The organism is Sphingomonas oleivorans (assembly GCF_003050615.1).
Classification (GTDB): Bacteria; Pseudomonadota; Alphaproteobacteria; order Sphingomonadales; family Sphingomonadaceae; genus Sphingomonas_H; species Sphingomonas_H oleivorans.
On the sequence record NZ_NWBU01000004.1, the window covers coordinates 981,278 to 998,024 of the forward strand.

General features: G+C 66.2%; 13 protein-coding genes. 7 read left to right on the forward strand and 6 right to left on the reverse strand.

Annotated elements, in window-relative coordinates; translation table 11 throughout:
- Positions 1–58: 58 nt before the first annotated feature.
- Genes msrB through CLG96_RS04965 form a run of 5 tightly spaced genes read right to left on the reverse strand, consistent with a single transcriptional unit; the run spans position 59 to position 4,315 of the window.
- Positions 59–463, reverse strand: coding sequence for a peptide-methionine (R)-S-oxide reductase MsrB (gene msrB / locus CLG96_RS04945; protein WP_107966667.1), 405 nt, complete (start codon positions 461–463; stop codon positions 59–61).
- Positions 464–512: 49 nt separating this feature from the next.
- Complete coding sequence (locus CLG96_RS04950) at positions 513–1,607, reverse strand: NAD(P)/FAD-dependent oxidoreductase (protein ID WP_107966668.1); 1,095 nt, start codon at positions 1,605–1,607, stop codon at positions 513–515.
- Positions 1,586–2,281, reverse strand: a complete 696-nt coding sequence (locus CLG96_RS04955) for a methyltransferase domain-containing protein (protein ID WP_207796561.1) — start codon at positions 2,279–2,281, stop codon at positions 1,586–1,588. Before CLG96_RS04955 ends, CLG96_RS04950 begins: the two co-directional genes overlap by 22 nt.
- On the reverse strand, positions 2,278–3,336 hold the full coding sequence (locus tag CLG96_RS04960; protein ID WP_107966669.1) for a type III polyketide synthase: 1,059 nt from the start codon (positions 3,334–3,336) through the stop codon (positions 2,278–2,280). The genes CLG96_RS04955 and CLG96_RS04960 overlap by 4 nt, the downstream gene beginning before the upstream one ends.
- A gap of 31 nt (positions 3,337–3,367) precedes the next feature.
- Entirely contained in the window at positions 3,368–4,315 is a 948-nt protein-coding gene (locus CLG96_RS04965) for an aldose 1-epimerase family protein (protein WP_243395612.1), read from the reverse strand.
- A gap of 214 nt (positions 4,316–4,529) precedes the next feature.
- Between CLG96_RS04965 and CLG96_RS04970 the strand changes: the two genes are divergently transcribed.
- The 6 genes from CLG96_RS04970 to CLG96_RS04995 all read left to right on the forward strand — a co-directional run bounded on the left by CLG96_RS04970 (position 4,530) and on the right by CLG96_RS04995 (position 13,887).
- The gene (locus CLG96_RS04970; protein ID WP_107966670.1) at positions 4,530–5,498 is read left to right on the forward strand and encodes a magnesium and cobalt transport protein CorA; all 969 of its coding nucleotides are present in this window, start codon (positions 4,530–4,532) and stop codon (positions 5,496–5,498) included.
- 102 nt (positions 5,499–5,600) lie between these two features.
- On the forward strand, positions 5,601–6,614 hold the full coding sequence (locus CLG96_RS04975; RefSeq protein ID WP_107966671.1) for a zinc-binding alcohol dehydrogenase family protein: 1,014 nt from the start codon (positions 5,601–5,603) through the stop codon (positions 6,612–6,614).
- 1 nt (position 6,615) lies between these two features.
- Complete coding sequence (locus CLG96_RS04980; RefSeq protein WP_107966672.1) at positions 6,616–7,719, forward strand: L-dopachrome tautomerase-related protein; 1,104 nt, start codon at positions 6,616–6,618, stop codon at positions 7,717–7,719.
- A 68-nt stretch (positions 7,720–7,787) separates the two neighbouring features.
- On the forward strand, positions 7,788–8,669 hold the full coding sequence (locus CLG96_RS04985) for a LysR substrate-binding domain-containing protein (protein ID WP_107966673.1): 882 nt from the start codon (positions 7,788–7,790) through the stop codon (positions 8,667–8,669).
- 471 nt (positions 8,670–9,140) lie between these two features.
- Complete coding sequence (locus tag CLG96_RS04990) at positions 9,141–11,864, forward strand: TonB-dependent receptor (protein ID WP_165799532.1); 2,724 nt, start codon at positions 9,141–9,143, stop codon at positions 11,862–11,864.
- Between the two features lie 178 nt (positions 11,865–12,042).
- Positions 12,043–13,887 carry a sodium:solute symporter family transporter gene (locus CLG96_RS04995; protein WP_107966675.1) on the forward strand — a complete coding sequence of 615 codons (1,845 nt, stop codon included), beginning with the start codon at positions 12,043–12,045 and terminating at the stop codon, positions 13,885–13,887.
- Here CLG96_RS04995 and CLG96_RS05000 read toward each other — a convergent pair.
- On the reverse strand, positions 13,802–14,947 hold the full coding sequence (locus CLG96_RS05000; protein ID WP_107966676.1) for an ROK family transcriptional regulator: 1,146 nt from the start codon (positions 14,945–14,947) through the stop codon (positions 13,802–13,804). The genes CLG96_RS04995 and CLG96_RS05000 overlap by 86 nt on opposite strands.
- Positions 14,948–15,118: 171 nt before the next feature.
- On the opposite strand from CLG96_RS05000, the gene CLG96_RS05005 reads away from it, so the two are divergent.
- Positions 15,119–16,705: a phosphodiester glycosidase family protein gene (locus CLG96_RS05005; RefSeq protein ID WP_107966677.1), complete on the forward strand. Its 1,587-nt coding sequence runs from the start codon at positions 15,119–15,121 to the stop codon at positions 16,703–16,705.
- The last annotated feature ends 42 nt before the right edge of the window (positions 16,706–16,747 follow it).

The window sequence follows — 16,747 nt, forward strand, 5'->3', positions numbered from 1 at the left end:
TAAATATGGATTAGCCCGTCCGCGCCGCCGTCACAAGATGGCGGCGATGTCGCCGGTCTCAGTCCTTGCGCGGCTTGAAGTCCAGCGAGGCGGAATTCATGCAATAGCGCAAGCCCTCCGGTCCGGGTCCGTCGGGGAAGACATGGCCCAGATGCCCGTCGCATCGGGCGCAGCGCGCCTCGATCCGGCGCATGCCGTGGCTGATGTCGACATGTTCGGTCACGGCCTCCGGGGAAACGGGCTGGGTGAAGCTCGGCCAGCCGCTGCCGCTGTCATATTTGGTCTCGCTGTCGAACAATGGCGCGCCGCAGCCGGCGCAGCGATAGGCGCCTTGCTGATGATTGTTCCAGTAGCGCCCGGTGAAGGCCCGTTCGGTCCCTGCCTCGCGCAGCACATGATATTGTTCGGGGTTGAGCCGCTTGCGCCACTCATTTTCGGGAAGATCGAGCTTTTCCTTTTCCATGCGCGAAATGTGGGTAGCGGCCCTGAGTCGGTCAATGGCGCAACTTCGGTCAATATCCGATCCGGGTGAGGCGGGCGAGCAGCGCCGTCAGGCCCGGCATGGCGCCGATCAGCGACAGGATCGGCGGCGCCACTGCCGGCCGCTCGGCCAATCCTTTCAGCACGCCTGCGATCGCGATCGGCCGGGCGGCACGGCGGGCGAAGCTGCGTTGGAAGGGCATGGCCCCGGCGGCTCCGTCGCGCAGCCATGCCGTCGCCGCATGGGCACCGCTCGCCAGCGCGATCGCGATCCCGTCTCCGGCGAGCGAGGCGATCACCGCTGCCTGATCGCCGATGCGGAACAATCCGCTCTCCCCCTCTCCGGCGCGCCAGCCATAGGGAATGCCCGCGACCGCCAGCCAGCGATCGGCCGCGCCCGCCTGCTCCTGCCGTTCGGCGAGCAGCGGCGCCTCCTGCGCGAGATGGGCGATCAATCCCCCGGGCCCGCCTGCTTCGGCGAGCCGTGACGCGGCGACCGACAGGCAGAGATTCACGCGGTCATCCTCCTGCAGCAGAAGGCCCGCATAGCCCCGGTCGAATAGATGCAGCTCGATGCGTCCTGCCAGTGCCCGAGCCAGCGCCGGCGTCGCCGCGAGGCTCCACCGCAGCCCCACCGCCGGATCGGCGCCCGCCGCCCGCCGCGGCCGGGCGAGGCCGCGCAGATCATGCTTGCCCGTCGCCAGGAACAGCGCGTCCGCCTCGATCGTAGCACCATCGGCAAGGTGCAGCATTCTCCCCGCCGCGCGACGGATCGCGAGGCCTCGCTCGATGCGCGCGCCATGCCGCGCGGCGAGGTCGATCAGGTGGGAATCGAGTCGATAGCGCGAGAGTCCGGCGGCAAGGTGCGGCAGGCGTGCTTCGATCTGCCGCCCGCCCGCGAGGATGCGCAGATGCGTGATCGGCCGCGCGCCGAGCCTTTCCGGCTCCACGCCCAGCGCGCGGAGCGCCGCCAGCGCATCCCAGCCGAGGAATCCGCCGCACACAATGGGCTGCGGCTCCCTGCTGCGTTCGATCAGCAGCGGAGCCGCGCCCGCGCGGGCGAGCCTTATCGCCACGGCCGAGCCCGCCGGCCCGCCGCCCGCGATCAGCGCATCCGTTCGACGCACAGCCGGAAGGGGAAGCGGCGCACCACCCGCGCCTTGTCCGACAGGCCTGTCTCCGCGAGCAGTGGTTGCCAATCCTCGCGACGGAAGGAACGCGCGACCGAGAGCTGGCCGTCATGCCGCACGATCGGATGCCAGCGCATCGCGGTCGCGAGGATCGGGAAGCCGATATAGGCGAGGCGCAGGCGATGGAGATCATTGATCATCCAGCCGAGCCGCGCCTCCGCCTCCATGAAGCGCAGGAAGGTGACGAGCTGGTCGTGCGTCATATGATGCGCGACGAGGCTGCTGATGATGACATCGAATCCTTTGCCCGCGAGCGTCGCATAGTCGCCAGTGCGATAATCGATCGCCAGTCCGGGCGGCGTCGCCGCGCGCGCGACGGGCGCCGAATTGAGGTTGAGGTCGATTCCTACCAGCTCGGCCGCCTTGCCGCGCTGTGCCGCCCAGCGCGCTATGGCACGCAGCATGTCGCCCTGCCCGAATCCCACGTCGAGCAGGCGGAAGGATTTCCGGTCGCGCAGCAATTGCGCAAGAAAGCCGATCGTCGGCCGCGCCGAAAGGATCAGCCGGTTGACCTCAGCCAGATCATTGAGCACTCGCGCATAGATTTCCGGGGCGAGCGCCGGATCGTCCATCAGCTCGTCGGCATGCGCCCTTTCGCGAAGCGAGATCATCGTGCCCCGCCGAAGCGGAACCCCTCTGCGGCAAGCCCCGGCCCGAAGGCGACCGCGACGCCGTTCCGCGGTGGCTTTTCGCGCAGCATTCTCGCCAGCACGAACATCAGCGTCGCAGACGACATATTGCCGCAGGCATCGAGCACCGCGCGCGATGCCGCGAGCGCATCCTCGCCAAGGCCCAGCCCCGCCTCCACCGCGTCGAGGATCGATCGTCCGCCGGCATGGACCGCCCAGCCATCGACCGTCCCCTGCCCGAGCAGCATCTCGCGCAGCTCCGGCTCCGCCAGCGCCTGGCCGATACGCCCCGGCACCTCGCCCGAAAGATGCATGGCAAACCCTTCGTCGCCGATCGTCCAGCGGATCAGCCCGGCGGAATCGGGCAGCGTCGCGGCGAAGAAATTGCGCATCGCCAGCCCCCGGGGCTCGGCCGTCACCAGCGCTGCCGCCGCGCCGTCGCCGAACTGCAGCATGGCGAGCAGCGGCTCGATCGCCTGGACAGGCCGAAGGTGCAGGCTCGACAGCTCGACCGTGACGACCAGCACGCGTGCGGCGGGCTCCGAACGGACGATATGATGCGCCACGCGCAGCGCCGCGACCGCGGCATAGCAGCCCATAAATCCCACCAGCGTGCGCTCGATGCTGCCGGACAGGCCGAGCCGCGCCGCGATGATCTGGTCGATCCCCGGCGCCACGAATCCGGTGCAGCTCGCCACCACGAGATGGCTGATCGCGTCCAGCGTTCCCAGCCCCGCAATCGCCTTCAGCGCCAGATCCGGTGCCGCCTCGGCATAGAGCGCCATGCGCGCGGCGGTCGTCGGCAATATGGGCGCGGAATAGAATCCGCCCGGCTCGACGGGGGAGCCGCCCGTCTCGGTCGGCGGCAGCACGGACCAGCGATGCGCGATTCCCGATCGCGCCGCCATCCGCCGGAACAGCGCCGCCTGGTGCCGGTCCCTGATCTGGCTTTCCGCCCATCGGATGAAGGCATGATGGATGTCATGCCCCGGCGTTGCGGTGCCGATGCGGTTCAGGAAGGCAGTCCTCTGGTCCAATCCTGTGTTAACGTTCCGCCTCCGCTTCGGTTCAGTCGAACGCGCCCTCGCCCGGCGCGAGCGCGATGCGCATGATGAAGCGGCGTGTCTCGCCCGGATCGATCAGGACGATGCCGGGCTTGTCGCGGAAATCGCCGTCGAAACCGATCGGGTCGCTATGGCCCTGCCACGGCTCGATGCAGAGATAGTTCGCACCCGGCTTCATCCACAGGCCGAGATGCGGCATGTCCGGAAAATCGATCTGCAGCGCCGGCCCGCCCGGCGCGCCATAGGTCAGGCTACGGCTTTCGAGCCGATCGAAGATGATCGCGTCGTCGGCGAAGAGCGCATCGTCCAGCATCAGGTCGCGGCCCTTCACCGGCGTCGGCAGTGTTTCGGGGCGTATCGCGCCGGTGCCGTCGATGCGACGGATCGGCGCCGGCTCCGGCTGGGCGAAGCGGACGCGATGCTGATCGCGCGGCCGGCCATAAGGCAGCGGCCAGCGCAGCGCGGGATGGAATCCGAAGCTGGCGGGCATGGGTTCGTCGCCGGCATTGGTCACGGCCGCGGTCATGGTCAGCGCCGCGCCTTCGATCGCAAAGCTTATGTCCAGCACGAAATCGAAGGGATAGGCGGCGCGCGTCGCTGCATTCGCCGCGAGACGGAATGTGACGCTGCCCTGCTGCTGCGCGATCGGCGTGAACAGGCTGCGCCGCGCAAAGCCATGTTTGGGCAGCGTGTAGCGCCTGTCCCCCAGCCTGTAGCTGTCTCCGACGAGCGATCCGACGATCGGGAACAGGATCGGCGCGCGGCCCGTCCAATAGGCCGGATCGCCGTCCCACAGCAGCTCCCGTCCCTGCGCGTCGGTCAGCCGCTGAAGCTCCGCTCCGAGCGGCGCGATCTCGGCGGACAATTGTGCGGAGGCGATGCGGACCTTCTGGTCCGTCTCGGGCGGCAGGAGGGAATCGAGTGTCGGCATTTCCGAATGTTCGCGGGGCATGTCTTTCCGATGCGTAAGACATATATCGTTTCCGCCGCATGAGGGCCACGTCTCGTCGCGGAAATATCCGGCAAGTGCGCGCGCTATTTTCCGGCTCTTCATCCACCGCGAGGGGGCCTCAGCAGGCCTAAAAGGGCGATCGCCCGTCGGTTCTGCCTGTTTCGAGATAGGGCCGTCTGTTAGGTCGATCCGGTCTTTTGCGTTTCGAGGATATATGAGCGTCGTTGCAGCATCTCTCTATCGGAAAGGCGAAAAGATCGGGACGGTGCCGCTCGATCGCCCCCTCCGCTGCGCGGCGGACAGGTCCGAATTCGTCTGGATCGGCCTGCTCGAGCCCTCCGAGCAGGAGCTTCGGATGCTCCAGGAAAATTATGGGCTGCATCCGCTGGCGGTCGAGGATGCGCTCAAGGCGCATCAGCTTCCCAAGGTCGAGGTCTATGGCGACCAGCTCTTCGTCGTCGCGCGCACCGCGCATCTGGAGGATGATCATATCGCCTATGGCGAGACCGCGATCTTCGTGGGCGAGAGCCATGTCATCAGCGTCCGCCATGGATCGGCGCGCACGCATAGCGAGCTTCGCGCGCAGCTCGAGGCGGCGCCCGCGCTGCTCCGCAACGGCGTGGATTATGTGCTCCACGCCATTCTCGACTTCATCGTCGACGGCTATCTGCCGATCGTCGAGACGATCGAGGAGGAAGTCCTCAAGATGGAGCAGCGCGCGCTCGACGCCTTCCTCGATCGCAGCGAGGTCGCCCGCATCTTCACGCTGCGGCGCGAGCTGATGCGGTTCCAGCGCCTGCTCGGGCCGATGTCCGAAGTGGCGAGCCGGCTCACCCATCTCGAGCTGCCCTATCTCGATGCCGAGGTCCGGCCCTATTTCCGCGACGTGCTCGATCATGTCCGGCGGGTCGATGTGAATGTCGGCGGCCTGCGCGAGGTGCTCTCCTCGGTATTCGAGGTCAGCAACCTTTTGGAGCAGCAGAGGCAGGGCACGATCACGCGGCAGCTCGCCGCCTGGGCGGCGATATTAGCGGTGCCGACCGCGATCGCCGGAATCTATGGCATGAATTTCGAGAATATGCCCGAGCTGAGGACGCATTATGGCTATTTCGTCATCCTGGCGATCATCGCTATCGTCTGCGTCGCGCTCTATATCCGCTTCAAGCGCGCGCGCTGGATCTGACGCGCCGATCTAGCTGCATATCGAATTGATGAAATAAGGATTATGCATTTCTCTAATCCTGGCTGAGCGCGCATCCTCTGGGCAACTGGAGGAACCATGCTTATGAAAGCCATTGGCTATTATCGTCCCCTGCCGATCGACGATGCGCAGGCGCTCGTCGATATCGACATGCCGATCCCGGAGCTCGGGCCACGCGACCTGCTGGTCAAGATCGAGGCGATCTCCGTCAATCCGGTGGATGTGAAGCTGCGTGGCGGCGCGACGCCGCCCGAGGGCGCGGCCCGCATCCTCGGCTATGATGCGGCGGGCATCGTCCATGCCGTCGGCCCCGAGGTCACTCTGTTCAAAAAGGGCGATCCGGTCTTCTATGCCGGCGCGATCGACCGGCCGGGCACTAATGCCGAATATCATGCGGTCGACGAACGGATCGTCGGACCAAAGCCCGCTTCGCTCTCCTTCGCCGAGGCCGCGGCGCTGCCTCTGACCTCGCTGACTGCCTGGGAGCTGCTGTTCGATCGACTGCACCTGCCTTATGGGCAGAAGGCATCGGATGATGCGATATTGATCATCAACGGCGCCGGTGGTGTCGGCTCCCTCCTGACGCAGATCGCCCGCCGCCTCACCGGCCTGACCGTCATCGCCACCGCCTCCCGGCCGGAGACGACGGCCTGGTGCCGGGAAATGGGCGCGCATCATGTTATCGATCATCATAAGCCGCTCGACGAGGGGCTGAAGGAGATCGGCATTCCCCAGCTCCGCTACGTCGCCGGCCTCACCGCCACGGACCGGCATCGCATGGCCATCGTCGAAGCGCTTGCGCCGCAGGGTGCGCTCGCCCTGATCGACGATCCCGAAAGCTTCGATGTGGCGCCGTTCAAGCGCAAGAGCCTGGCGGTCCATTGGGAGCTGATGTTCACCCGCTCGCTTTTCGGCACGCCCGACATGGTGGAGCAGCACCGCATCCTCGGCAAAGTCTCGGCGCTCGTCGACAGCGGCATCCTGCGCACCACCTTCCGCGAAGATTATGGGCCGATCAGCGCGGCCAACCTACGCCGCGCGCATGCGACCGTGGAGAGCGGCCGGAGCATCGGCAAGCTCGTGCTCAGCGGCTTCTGACATGAGCGTGAAGCATGCGATGTTCGCGGCGCTGCTGGCCGCCGGCCTGGCGCAGCCGGCAATGGCCGCCGCGCGATCGGATGGCGGGGCCGCGCTCATTATCGCGGCCGAAAGCCCCTCGATGATCTGGAATGGCGTGGCGGTGGACCATGGCCGGATCTTCGTCGCCGGCCCGCGCTGGACGGGGTCCAAAGGGCCGGCGATCGGCATCATCGGCAAGGACGGCAGGCCGCTTCCCTATCCCGATCCAGGCTGGAATGCCTGGCGTGCCGGCGACGATCCGGTACGCGCGTTCGTTAACATCAACGCCATCCATCTCGACGGGAAGGGCGCGCTTTGGGCGGTGGATACGGGCTCGCCCGATTTCGGCGGCAATCCGCTCCCCGGCGGCGCCAAGCTGGTGGCGATCGATCTCGCCACCGATCGGGTGAAGCGCGTCATCCCCTTCGGCCCGGATATCGCGCTGCCGGGGAGCTATGTGGATGATATCCGCTTCAACGGAAATTTCGCCTATCTTACCGATGCCGGTCGTCCCGGCATCATCATCGTCAATCTCGCGACGGGCGCCATGCGGCGCGTGCTCGACGATGATCGCTCGACAGGCGCCCGCGCGGATCGGCCGATCATCCTCGACGGCAAGACGCTCCTCGCGCCCGACGGCAATCCGTTGCGCGTCAACAGCGATCCGCTGGAAATCTCTCCGGACGGCAAGTGGCTCTATTTCGCGCCGCTGCCGGGGCCCTGGTCGCGGATCGAGACGCGATGGCTGGACGATTTTTCCACCACGCCGGAGAGGATCGCGGCCAAGGTCGAGCCATGGGCCGATCTGCCCCCGGTCGGCGGGACCGCCATGGATGCCAATGGCGATCTCTATTTCGCCGATCTCGCCGCGAACGCGCTCAAGCGCCGCACGCCGGACGGCCGGATCACGACCCTGATCCAGGACGAGCGCCTGCATTGGGTGGATGCTCCCTTCGTCGATTCCGATCATGTCATCTGGCTGCCCGTGCCGCAGATGGATCGCGTCGCCCTGTTCAATGGCGGCATGTCCAAAACGAAATGGCCTGTCCGGCTCTATCGCCTGGCGCTCAAGCCGGCGCGGTAAGCACATCGCGCGGACGTGAGGAAAATCGGATAGGCTGCTTGCGGAGCTAGCAGGAACGCCACTGGATCATGCGCTACCCGGATCTTGAGATCGATCTTTTGAGAGCCTTCGTCGCGGTCGCCGAGACGGGGAGCTTCACCGCGGCGGCGGAGGTGGTCGGGCGCTCCCAATCGGCCGTCAGCCAGAAGGTCCTCCGGCTCGAGGACATGCTGCAGCGGCGCGTGTTCGATCGCACCAGCCGTTCGCTCGGCCTCACGCGCGAGGGCGAGCGCCTGCTCGTCGCGGCGCGCCATATGCTGGAGTTCAATGATGCGCTCCTGCGCGAGCTGCGGGAGCCGCCGGCGGTCGGCACGCTGCGCATCGGCATCGCCGAGGATTTCATTCCGGGTCAGTTGCCCAAGCTGCTCGCGCGTTTCGGCCGCCTCTATCCCGCCGTGCATGTCGATCTGATGACTGGCCTTAGCTGCGCGCTGCTTGAGGCTTATGACGATGATCGCCTCGATGCCGTGATCGCCAAGAAGGACGGGCTGGCGCAGCGTGGCCGGGTGGTCTGGCGCGAGCCCTTGGTCTGGATGGCCGCGGCCGATTATCAGCTCGATCCTGCCGGGCCCGCGCGGCTGGTGATGCTGCCTGCGCCCTGCACCTATCGCGAGCTGATGATCAGCACGCTGGATTCGGTTCGTCGCGAATGGGTCGCCGCCTGCACGGCAAGCAGCCTGATGGGCGTTCAGGCGGCGGTGGCCGGCGGGCTCGGCATGACCATGCTCGGCAAGTCCTTCGTGCAGCAGGGCATGCAGATATTGCGCGTGCCGGATCATTGGCCGGCGCTGCCGATGACCGAAATCACGGTCGTCGGGGAGGATTCGAAGGCGGCGGACCTTGTGCGGCCCCTCGTGGCCTTCCTGACCGAGAGCCTGGCCGGCAGCGCCGCACTGACCCTCGCCGCCTGACGGCAAGGCCCTTCCCGATCGGTGGACGATGGCGCGACCTCGCTGAAATCGCAGGATATTTGTCTAACCCATAGCGTCATGCCGAAATTGTTTCGGCATCCACTCCTCCTCCCCACCGTCACGCGGGTTTCAGAGTGGACCCTGAGACAAGTTCAGGGTGACGGCGGACCTATGCAAAGGTCTCGAAAACGCAAGCCCGGCCGGTTACGCGATGGCCGCAGCTATGTCGCGCGAAAATCCTGATCCCTATCACCCGCGTGCGGTGCTCCCCGAAAGTCACAATATTGTAATAATATCAATTGCTTCGATGTCGATTGACGCAGCCCAAGACTCGCCCTATCAGTAATTCCCGTCGCGTGATTTAAACGGGGGCGACAGCGTAACAGCGTGTAGGTCTCGCCCCCTTTTTTGCGTCCGCAATGAATGGCGGCCGCACGGCAAACCGCTTGTGTTTCGAGAAGGGGGCATTCGATGACGAACGGTAGATTTACTTCACGAATGAAGGGGCTTGGTTCGGTTTCGTTGGCGGCGATCGCTGCCGTCGTCCTGCTGCCTGGCCAGGCAGAAGCGCAGCAGCAGGCGCCCGCGGATCAGGCCGCCGGGGCGGAAGAAGCGATCGTCGTGACCGGCGTTCGCGCCAGCATCCAGCGCGCGCTCGAGCAGAAGCGCAATGCCGATGGCATCGTCGATGCGATCACGGCGGAGGATATGGGCAAGTTCCCCGACCTCAATCTTTCCGAATCGCTGCAGCGCATTCCCGGCGTCACGCTCGATCGCAACGCGGTCGGCGAAGGCCAGGCGATCAACCTGCGCGGCCTGGGGCCCGAATTCACGCGCGTCGAGATCAACGGCATGTCGGGCACGTCCAACGGCACCGGCGGTCGTTTCGGCAATAGCGAGGGCGGACGCGGCTTCAATTTCGAGATTCTCGCCTCCGAACTCTTCACCAACGCCACCGTCTATAAGACGAGCGCGGCGGATCAGGAGGAAGGCGGCCTGGCGGGCCTGGTGCGCCTCGAAACGCCCAAGCCCTTCGATTATCGCGGCTTCAAGCTCTCCGCCTCGGCGCAGGGCAACTATAGCGAGATCGCCGACAAGGTCGATCCGCGCGGCGCGCTGCTGATCAGCCAGAATTTCGACGATGTGTTCGGCATTTCGGCCTCGCTCGCTTATGCCGAAACCACCTTCCGTTCGGATACGGCCGAAGGCGGTAGCTGGCGACCCTTCGCCGGCGCCAATACCGGCACGCGCGCCAGCGATGCGGTGCGTGCCGCGCTCAACGCCAATGGCACGCGCTATTATCATTTCGCCGATGATCGCGAGACGCTGGGCGCCACGCTCGCCATGCAATATCGCCCGTCGGATACGCTGCTGCTCACCGTCGATGGGCTTTACGGCAATCTGAAGAGCGATCGGCTGGCGCTGCGTGACGATATGGCGATCGAAAGCGGCGCCAATGCGCCGCTCGCCACGACGATCGAAAATGGCGTGATCACTGCCGGTCAGTTCACCGGTATCCAGCAGCGCGTCGGCGCCAATTTCCTGACCACCGAGGAGGATTTCTACCAGGTCAACGCGCGCGCCGAATGGCAGCCGGCGGATGGTTGGACCGTCCGTCCCTTCGTCGGCTATTCGCGGCGCAAGGCCGATCGGAGCTTCGACCTCTATTCCTTCCGCCTGGCGGGCCAGAATGGCAGCTTCGATCCGGGCGTCGTTTCCTATAATGTCCGTGGCAATTTCGTCGATTTCTCCTCGACGGGCACGGACTTCATGTCCAATCCGCAGAATTTCCTGTTCAACGTCTTCATCCTACGCCCGTCGCAGGACAAGGATGAGGAGTTCAGCACCAAGCTGGACGTGGAGCGCAGCTTCGATTCGGCGCTCGACAATATCAAGTTCGGCATCCGTTATGCCGATCGTGACAAGGATCGCGTGGCGACCCAGGAGCGGCTGCAGCGTTCCGCCGGCGTGGCGGCGACGGCGGTGCCGAACCTCGGCTCGGTATATGATCTGGTCGATTATCATGTCTCGGGCGCGGGCTCCAATGCGCCGGATAAGCTGCTGTCGGTCGATCTCGCCAAGCTGCGCGATACTTTCTATCCGGGCGGCAAGGCCGTTACGGGCACCTTCGTCCGGCCGCTGCCGGGCTTCGGCGCGCAGCAATCCTACGGCATCGGCGAAAAGACATTCAACGCTTATGCCCAGGCCGAATTCAAGCTCGATGGCTTCCAGCTCATCTCGGGCGTGCGCTATGTCCGCACCAAGCAGACATCGAGTGGCAATCAGGTGGCGAACCTCTTCCTGCCGACCGAGGTCATCACGCCCATTTCCAAGAGCAAGACCTATTCGGCCTTCCTGCCGAGCCTCACCGCCCGCTATAATCTGACCGACGAACTGGTCCTGCGCGCGGCCTATTCGCGCACGCTCACCCGGCCCAACCTGGCCGATCTCGCGCCGTCCGAGACGGTGGCGGGCATCGATGCCGGCGGCGGCACCGGCACGCGCGGCAATCCCGATCTCGATCCCTATTTCGCCGACAATCTCGATGTCGGGCTCGAATGGTATTTCGCGCCCGAAGGCCTGATCGCCGGCAATGCCTTCTACAAGGATATCAAGGGCTTCATCGATACGCGCACCTTCACCCAAGCGCGCACCTTCCCGCGCCAGTCGGATGGCGTGCTCGTCACCGGGCCGATCGTCTTCACCGAGCCGGTCAACGGCGTGTCGGCGAAGATCAAGGGCTTCGAGCTTGCCGCCCAGTCGCGCTTGTCCTTCCTGCCGGGACCGTTCAGCAATCTGGGCGTGATCCTCAACTATACCTATACCGACAGCTCGGCCGATTTCTCGGTCGCCAATGACGTGCGCAGCCGCGGCCTGCCCGGTCTTTCGAAGAACAGCTTCAACGCCGTCGCTTATTATGACGATGGCCGTTTCGATGCGCGGCTCGCTTATGCCTGGCGTGACCGCTATCTGGCGCAATTCTCGGACGATTTCGGCATTCCGCGCTTCACCGACACGTTCGGCCAGCTCGATTTCAGCGCGAGCTACAACATCACCGACAATCTGACCGCGCAGGTTCAGGGGCTGAACCTGACCAAGGAACAGACGATCAACCAGTCGTCGGGCCGATATCTGCCCTATGGCGTCGCCGAGCTTGATCGCCGCTTCCTCTTCGGCTTGCGCCTGACCTACTGATCCCCTCGACCATCACCTTCCGACTTTCGCCGGCCCGGGCATGCCCGGGCCGGCATTTTTGTGTCGGCTACACAATCTTTCACCGTCATGTCATCGTCACCGCATGGGGCTATGGCCGCGCGCGATTGCCGGCTAACATCGCCGGGCATGGGCGAATGGAGGTGCCGTGGGGGCCGGCATGACGGTGCTGGATTGGCTGGTCGCGGGGGGCGTACTGGCGCTGACGCTGGCGGTCGGCGTGCCGCGCGCGCGGCGCGCACGTGGCCTGGACGAGCGGTTCGCGGCGGGCCGGAAGCTTCCCTGGCATTTGCTGGGCGGGTCGATGGCGGCCAGCTCTTTTTCGGCCGATACGCCGCTGCTCGTCGCGGGCGCGGTCTATCTGGACGGGCTGGCAGGCAACTGGTTCTGGTGGGCCAGCGCGCCGGGCATTCTCGCCACGCTGTTCTTCTTCGCGCGGTCCTGGCGCAAGTCGGGCGTGCTGACCGAGATTGAGATCATCCGGCTGCGCTATGGCGAGACGAGGCTCGCCACCGGCTTTCGCGTCGTCAAGGCGCTGCTCGAGGGGCTGGTCGTCAATGCGCTGGTGATGGCGTCGATCAGCTATGCGCTCGCCCTGCTCGGCCAATCGCTGCTGGACCGGGCGGCCGAAGCCGGCGTCATGGCTGCTTCCGTCCCGGCATTGCCGCTCGTCATGATCCTTTTCGCCGCGACCGCGCTTTATACGGCGATCGCCGGCTTTCGCGGCTTGGTAAAGGCCGATGCGCTGCAATTCGGCTTCGCCGTGATCGCCAGTTTCCTCCTCGCTTGCTTTGCGCTGGCGCCCCTGCCTGATGGTTTGGCGACGCTCGGGACGCTCCATGCGCCGCGCGGCGGGACGCCCCTATTCGATGCATGGCCGCAGTTCGAAATGCCGCTGCTGCTGCTCGTCGGGCTTGGCTGGTGGCATAGCGCGCCCGGCAATGGCATGCTCGTGCAGCGCATGGTCGCCGCGCGCAGCGATGGCGATGCCACGCTCACCGTGCTGTGGTTCGCGCTGCTGCACTATCTGGTCCGGCCCTGGCCCTGGTATCTCGTCGGCGCGGCCGCGCTTCTCTATTTCCCCGCGCTCGATCGGGCGGAAATGGCGTTTCCGATGATGGCGGCGCGGCTGCTGCCGCCCGGCGCGCTGGGATTGCTCGGCATCGGCCTGCTGCTCGCCTTTGTGAGCAGCATCAACAGTCGGCTCAATTTCGGCGCGTCCTTCATCGTCAATGATGTCCATCGCGTGCTCCGCCCCCATACCGATGTCGCCGGCGATCGGCGCATCGAGCAGGCGGCATTGTTCCTTCTCACGCTCGTCACGCTGGTTATCGCGTTCAGCGGCGTGCTGGGCGGGATCCGCGCGCTCTATCATTATCTGATGGTGATCGCGGCAGGCACCGCCTTCGTGTCGATCGTGCGCTGGTATTGGTGGCGGGTGACGATCGTCAGCGAGATCGCCTCACTCGCCAGCGCCATTCTCGTCGGCAATCTGCTCGCGCTTGTCGGTGACATTGCCGATCCGGCGAGCTTCGCCTGGATGCTCGGCGCCAATCTGGTCGCGGGCGCCGCGGTCACGATCGTGACCGCCATCCTCGGCAGCCGCGCTGGTCCCCTGCCCGATGCGATCGCCTTTCACCGGCGCACCGGCGTGGGCGGTCCCGGCTGGCGCCGTCTGGCGGCGGACGGCGGCGCGCCCGAGGAGGGAAGCTGCCTTCGCCACGCCATTCTGCTATGGCTATTGGCCAATATCCTCCTCTTCGCCGCCATGCTGGGCACTGCTGCCTTCTTCGCGGGGGACGTAGCGCGCTTGCTTGCCTGTCTCGCCGCCTTTGCCGGCGCGGCCGCCTTTCTCTATCGCAAGCGACGGCTGCTGCAGCGCGTGCTCGGGCTCGACCCAGCCGATGCAATGATGGACGTCAGGCGCGATCCGGCTCGAAAAAGCGGGCGATGGGGAGTGCGACGGCTCCATATTCCAGGCATTCCGATCCTGGATCGACGATGATGCCCGGCCGTGGCGCGGCGATGCCGCCGATCGCGGGGCCGCCGAGATGGATGCGCTCCGCCAGCGCCGCGCGCACCGCGGGCGAAAGCCGCCCGGCGAAGATGATCGCTTCGGGATCGAGCAGCGCCGTGACGCTTTCGAGCGCGCGGCCCAGCACGCTGGCCGCGGAATCGAGCCATTGCCGGACCGCCGGATCGCCCGCCTCGACAGCCGCATCGATCGCCTCCGCAGTCGGGGTGGCGCCCCATGCGAGGCTCAGCCAGTCGCGCAGGCTTTCGGTCGTGGGGCGCACCGCCGCCGGATCGCCCGGCAGCAACACCGCCAGCTCGCCCGCATTGCCGAGCCGCCCGCGCAGCAATTGCCCATTGTGGATCACGCCGCCGCCGACGCCGCGCGTCATCAGCACCAGGAAGAAATTGCGATAGGCGGTGCCGATGCCGTGGATCGTATGGCCGACGGCCGCGGCCGATCCGTCATTTTCGATGATGACGTCCAGGCCGAAGCGCTCGGCGAAATGGCCCGCGAGGTCCGTCCCGGCCCAGCCCTGAATATCGTTGCGGCTCATCATCCGCCGCGTTCCAGCCTCGAAGAAGAAACCCGATTGCGATACGCCGAGGCCCAGCAGCTTCGTATTGCCGGGTAGTTCCTGGAGCATCGCGGCAATCAGTTCCTCGGCCGCGCGCACCGTCGCGGCGGCGGAGAGGAAATCGCCCGAGGCCGTCCGCCGCCGCAGCGGCGCTTCGGCGATGTCGCCGGCAAGGCAGGTGATCCGGTCATGCTCCAGCACGAGGCCGAGCGACATCAGCCGCCCCGGGGCGAGCGCGAGATCGATCGCAGGCTGGCCGCGCTGGCCGCTGCGGCGCGCGCCTTCGGCGAGATAGCCCATGTCGAGCAATTCGCGCGTGATGCGCGTCAGCGACTGGGCGGAAAGCTGCGTCGTCCGCGCAAGCTCGATCCGGCTCGCCATGCCGGCCCGATTGAGTGCCCGCATCACCATGATCTGGCTGGGGTGGAAATCCTGCCGGCCTATCTGCATCTGCCGGTCCTTTGTTTCTGTCATGCAATGCTCCTGGCATCACGAGTGCGCCCTAGGCAAGCGACCCGTATCCGCCATCCGAAAAAGAGGAGCATAGCAGCACACTTGCCTTAAATCACGCAACGCGATTAAAGGCGGAGGAGCTTTGCAGCCGGGCGCCGATGTGCCGCGGCGCCATTGACGGGATGATCGTGCATGAGCCTCGCCTATTTCCGATCCCGTCGGGCGCTGGCGCTTTGTCTCGGCCTTTTCGCCGTTTCGCCCGCTGCGGCAGGCCTGCCCGACACGCCCTTCCCGCTCGGCCGCGAGGGTCTTGCCGAAACGCGCGTCAGCGAGGCGCTCGCGCCGGGTCTTGCCTATCATCGCATCGCGCGCGGCGCTGTCGATCCACAGGCACGCTGGACGGTATCCGCGGGAATCGCGCGCACGTCGGCCGAGCGGGAGCAGGCGGCCGCCTGCCTCAAGGCGGCGGGCCTGCCGCCTCGCTATAGCGCCTATCGCGCGCCCGGCACGCGGCCGCTCCCCTATGACGAATTCTCGGGCGGCAGCTTCGCAAGCGAGGAAGCCGCGCGCACAGCCTTCGCGGCCGTGCCGGCTTCGCCCTGCCATCTCGCGGCGCGGCATATGGCGAGTCTGCCACAGGATCGCGACGGTCCCTGGCTGCTGCACATTCTCGAAATCCGGCCGACCGTCTTTCGCGGCCGGCTCGTTTCCGCCTTGGCTCAGGACAAGGTGGCCGGAAAGGAACAAAGCTCCTCCATCGCCCGGCGCCACAAGGCGCTCGCCGCGATCAATGGCGGCTTCTTCGCGATGAAGGAGGAAGAAGGCATAGCGGGCGAGCCGGCGGGCATCGCGATGGTCGCAGGCCGGATTCACAGCGAGCCGACGCGCGGACGGCCCTATCTGCTGCTCCGCGACGAACGGCCCGTTGCGGCGCAGATCGTGATGCGCCAGGCATCGCACCCGATCAGGGTGCGTTGGGCCGATGGCAGCAGCAGCCGGATCGATGGCGTCGATCGCACGCCGGGCATGATCCGCAATTGCGGGCTCGCCGGCGCCCATCCGACCAGCCGGCCCGCGCATGACATGACCTGCACCAAGGCGGACGAGCTGATTGCGATCACCGACCAGGCAGGCTTCGTCCCGACGCAGGCCAAGGGCTATGCCCTGCTGCTGGGCGCGGATGGGGCGATCCGGCCGGTCACCGGCACCGCCTCTCCTGCGACCGGCGAAACCCTGCTGATCGCGACGGGCCGCCGCGCTGCGGAGCTGTCCCGCAAGGCGCAGGCCAATCGTTCGGCGCGGATCGACCTATCCTATCGCGCCATCGCGCCCGGCGTGGAGCCGCAGCGGCTCGATCGCCTCTATGCGGTCAATGGCGCGCCGCTGCTGCTCCGCCATGGCCGGGCCGTTCGCCGTGAGAACCGCGAAGGCTGGCCGATGGATCTGAAGATCGACCGGACCGAGGCGACGCATGTCCATGACTGGATCGTCCGCCGCAATCCCCGGACGGCGGCAGGCATCGCCGCAGACGGCACCATCTATCTGCTGGTAGCCGATGGGCGTCTTTTTGCCGGCGGCGATCCGGAGCCCTCCGTGCCGAGCGCCGGCCTGACGATCGAGGAGCTGCGCGCGGTGATGCGGCATCTGGGCGCACGCGATGCGATCAATCTCGACGGCGGCGGATCGTCCACGCTCGTCCTGCGCAGCGCGACCGTCAACCACCCGTCGGACAAGGAAGGCGAGCGCCCGGTGGGCGACGCCATATTGCTGCTCGACTAGACTAGTCCGTCGGACCGAATCGCCGCGCTCAGGCTGAGCCTG

Excerpts from the sequence above, each read along its gene's own strand:
- CLG96_RS04980 (WP_107966672.1), top strand. The coding sequence starts at position 6,616 with ATGAGCGTGAAGCATGCGATGTTCGCGGCGCTGCTGGCCGCCGGCCTG.
- CLG96_RS04975 (WP_107966671.1), top strand. The coding sequence starts at position 5,601 with ATGAAAGCCATTGGCTATTATCGTCCCCTGCCGATCGACGATGCGCAG.
- CLG96_RS04990 (WP_165799532.1), top strand. The coding sequence starts at position 9,141 with ATGACGAACGGTAGATTTACTTCACGAATGAAGGGGCTTGGTTCGGTT.
- CLG96_RS04965 (WP_243395612.1), bottom strand. The coding sequence starts at position 4,315 with ATGCCCCGCGAACATTCGGAAATGCCGACACTCGATTCCCTCCTGCCG.
- CLG96_RS05000 (WP_107966676.1), bottom strand. The coding sequence starts at position 14,947 with ATGACAGAAACAAAGGACCGGCAGATGCAGATAGGCCGGCAGGATTTC.
- CLG96_RS04985 (WP_107966673.1), top strand. The coding sequence starts at position 7,788 with ATGCGCTACCCGGATCTTGAGATCGATCTTTTGAGAGCCTTCGTCGCG.
- CLG96_RS04970 (WP_107966670.1), top strand. The coding sequence starts at position 4,530 with ATGAGCGTCGTTGCAGCATCTCTCTATCGGAAAGGCGAAAAGATCGGG.
- CLG96_RS05005 (WP_107966677.1), top strand. The coding sequence starts at position 15,119 with ATGAGCCTCGCCTATTTCCGATCCCGTCGGGCGCTGGCGCTTTGTCTC.
- msrB (WP_107966667.1), bottom strand. The coding sequence starts at position 463 with ATGGAAAAGGAAAAGCTCGATCTTCCCGAAAATGAGTGGCGCAAGCGG.
- CLG96_RS04995 (WP_107966675.1), top strand. The coding sequence starts at position 12,043 with ATGACGGTGCTGGATTGGCTGGTCGCGGGGGGCGTACTGGCGCTGACG.
- CLG96_RS04955 (WP_207796561.1), bottom strand. The coding sequence starts at position 2,281 with ATGATCTCGCTTCGCGAAAGGGCGCATGCCGACGAGCTGATGGACGAT.